Here is a 3,394-nt window from a genome sequence, read left to right on the forward strand (position 1 = left end):
CGATGGCGAAGCCAAATCCGAGCAACGCACCGCAAGCGAGTGCGAAAGCCATCTCAGTATCGAGGCCTAGAATGCTTCCGTGCGCATGCGCGTCGCCATCGCGCCGGGCAGCATCGTGTCGGTGTTCACTCTTGCCATGCTCGTCAGCTGAGCGGCGCCCTTTGGTTTCGGGCTCAACACCCATTTCTGCGAGGGCGCTAAGTATCGCCTCCTCTGAAATCCGAGACCTGTCGAATTCGACGCGTATCGATCCGGCCGAAGTCGCTTCTGCCTCCAACACACCCTGCAGCTCGCGAAGATGGGCTTGTACGGCCTGAGCACGCCGTTGGTGCGTAATACCCAAGACCTCCCACAGTGCGTGGCCAAAGTGCTCTGTGATTTGCGCGCCAGACGCGCGAGCAAATTCGCGTATGCGCGAGAGAGACAGAACGTCCGGATCGTAGTGTACGCATAACGTGGCGCTTGCCTCACCATCTTCGGTAAGAACATGCGCATCTTCGATCCCGGAGCGTCCCTTGAGATCAGCGATCAAACGGCCAACGCATGCATCGGCCGCATCAGGGAGGTCCGGCAGCAGCAAGGGAATGTCGAGTCTTGTCTTGTCGGTCATAACACTAGGGGATCCTCGATGTGTGGCCACCTTTTCGCAGGAATGAGTATCAACGCATCGGCGACTCCCCGCTTGCTCGGTACAGGCGGACCGCCTGTCGCAACATTTGGATTGTGTTAGAGAACCGTTGCCCGGTCGCCACGATCGCCAGCAGAAGATCTGGCCATGGTGACTGCAGGAACCACACGGCTAAGGCCGCGATAACGACGGCAACATTGCCAGCTATGTCATGTCGATAGTTCAGACCATCAGCGCGGATGTGTGCATCCCGATGCGTGTGAGGCTCTAAAAGAGCTAGGCATGCAGTATTCGCCAGTACGGCAAACAATCCGACCGCACCCATGATCTCCGCGCGCGGGAACTCCAAAACAAACATATGATAGATCGACGAGCTGAGTACCCAAAGGCACGTCAGGCACAACAAAATCGCCTTCAGGCATGCAGCAGCCGCACGAATTCTCATGCTGGCGCCGATCACTGCCAGACTCAAAGCGTAGGTCAGCGCGTCGTCAAGAAAATCCAGTGCATCCGCCTGGAGGACGTGAGAGCCGTAAATATGGCCGGCTGCCATTTCGACAAGAAACATCACGCCGGTAATGGCGATCACGATCCAAAGGGCGTTCCTGTAGCCGGAAGTTAGACCGTCGAGGGGCATCATGCCGATCGAGGCGCCACCTCTCTGATCCCGATCGGGGACTCCGGGCTGAGACCTTCTTTTTGATTTCATTGGCGATCGATGTTGCCCGGAGCCATGGGATGAACGTCATGAGACATGCGCATCGCGCGTCACCGAGGATTAGGTGGATCGACGCCTTGCTCCTTTCCGTGAGCGGTTCTGACCGTGAACACCCGGGTGTCAGTTCTCTGCGAGAACATGACCTCGACCCGCGCCTTATCATCCCTGATCACGACCTGTTGGCTAGTGCGACGGCCTTCAAGCTCGCGAATGACCAAGCGAGGTGACCGGAACCGACTCGTGAATAGGGTTGCGAAATCCTCAAACCAGTGGGGATCACCGAGCCTCGTGGTTATGGAGCACCAAAGAACACTCGGATCGCGAACGGAGCTGGATTGCACAACAGCCATGCTGCCAAGACGACTTGTGAGCTTCCACCCTTCGGTCAGCTTGACTAAGGGCGTACTTACTTCAGCGAGTTCCTTGTCCGAGACCTCGGTCCAACCACCAGCCTGTGCAACAGCCGAGAGGCCTGGGCGATCGTCACCGAGGCGAATGCACGTGCGATCGAGGAAGTCGAGCAATTGCTCAATAGAACGAGCATGATCCATCTCGGCGACAATGTGCCGATTACGTTCACGGCCGACGACACCCAGTTCGTCGATGCGAGAGAGTAGAGACTTTAGCCTAAATCGAGTTGCTTCCAGATCCGGGTTTGAACCATCGAGCTGGACAATCTTGTCATAGTCGGCAAGCGCCTTATCCATGGCGCCGCGCTTTACGTGCACTATGGCTCGATTGAAGAAAACGTCGGAATTGGATGGATCGAGTTCGGACGCCCTGTCCAAATCCGCAAGCGCCTCATCAAGGCGCTCCAAGTTCGAGAACGCTATTCCTCTGTTCATAGCGGCAGCCGCGAACCCGGGCCGGTATTTGAGCGCTGCCGTGTAGTCCTGCAGCGCAAGCTCGAATTCACGCCGGAGATACCGGATATTGCCGCGATTGTAATATGCGGTTGCATTGAAAGGCTGAAGTTTCAACACTTCGTTGAATCCACGCAGCGCTTCCGAAAGCCGCCCGCGCAATAGAGCCTCCGCAGCACGGTCGTGGACCAACTGAGTCGAATCATCGACGGTCAATGCTGCAGGAAAATTAGTGGCAGCTCTCGCAGTGAAAGAGGCGCCGAAAACCCAGACACTCAAGGCGGCAGTTAACCAGCGCGTTGATGTTCGGTTCATATCTCCTCCTCTTAAGTGAGGATGCCGCCCGGGGCATGGGGGGGGGCGGCGGCATCCTCTAGGCCTACAGCGCACCGTCCGGGTAGAGACCCTGAACGAGCGGAAGTAGGCCCTTTACTTTTTTGAGGTTCAGCGCGACCGCGTCGGTGTCGTTGCTTTCGGCCGAGTGATGCAGTTCATCGGCGGCCTTATCGAGCTGCTTTAGGGCAGCGGCCAACTTCGTCTTGGCGTCGCCTGTGACCATATCGGACTTGTCTTCGAGCGTATGAACAGCACTGCCGATGTGCTCGGCTAACTCATGGATGGGCTCTACCTTGCCTTCGGCGAGGAGCTTCTCTGCTTCGGCCGTCGTGGTAGAGAGGAAGGACCATGCCTCCTTCACCGTCGAGAACGATTTCGCCTCGAAATGAGTCTTGTCATTGTGGCCGTGATCTTTCCCGTGATCATGCCCGCCCTTGCCATGGTCATGTTCGTCCTTGCCGTGGTCGTGCCCGTCATTGGCGGCCAATTGGACACCGCGAAGCTGGTCGCCGCGGGCACGCTCCGAACCTTCCGCATTTGCTGGCGATGCCAGCACGAGGCTAATCACGGTGGCAACGGCGAGAAACCCGTTGTTACTAATCATCTAGGCGTACTCCTTCGTGGTTGGTACTTCTTCTTGGGCTTTCGGTGCTTCGGGCAGAATGAAGCGCTTGTAGAGGACGGGCAGGACGACGAGCGTCAGGATGGTGGCGCTGATCAGACCTCCAATGACGACCGTTGCCAGCGGCTTCTGCACTTCCGCGCCCGTGCCGGTTGCGATTGCCATCGGGACAAATCCGAGCGAGGCCACGAGCGCGGTCATGAGAACGGGCCGCAAGCGCGTCATCG

4 protein-coding genes and 1 pseudogene are annotated in these 3,394 nt (G+C 57.7%); all 5 read right to left on the bottom strand.

What is annotated here, in order from left to right:
* A pseudogene (locus V7082_RS21460) lies at nucleotides 1–610 on the bottom strand (heavy metal translocating P-type ATPase); the annotation flags it as partial.
* Between the two features lie 49 nt (nucleotides 611–659).
* Nucleotides 660–1,217, bottom strand: coding sequence for a cation transporter (locus tag V7082_RS21465; RefSeq protein ID WP_334151716.1), 558 nt, complete (start codon nucleotides 1,215–1,217; stop codon nucleotides 660–662).
* A 179-nt stretch (nucleotides 1,218–1,396) separates the two neighbouring features.
* Complete coding sequence (locus tag V7082_RS21470) at nucleotides 1,397–2,524, bottom strand: tetratricopeptide repeat protein (protein ID WP_334151717.1); 1,128 nt, start codon at nucleotides 2,522–2,524, stop codon at nucleotides 1,397–1,399.
* A gap of 64 nt (nucleotides 2,525–2,588) precedes the next feature.
* Entirely contained in the window at nucleotides 2,589–3,149 is a 561-nt protein-coding gene (locus tag V7082_RS21475; protein WP_334151719.1) for a hypothetical protein, read from the bottom strand.
* On the bottom strand, nucleotides 3,150–3,394 hold a 245-nt coding region (locus V7082_RS21480; RefSeq protein ID WP_334151720.1), incomplete at its 5' end, for an efflux RND transporter permease subunit.

Source organism: Hyphomicrobium sp. (assembly GCF_036833075.1).
GTDB lineage: Bacteria > Pseudomonadota > Alphaproteobacteria > Rhizobiales > Hyphomicrobiaceae > Hyphomicrobium_C.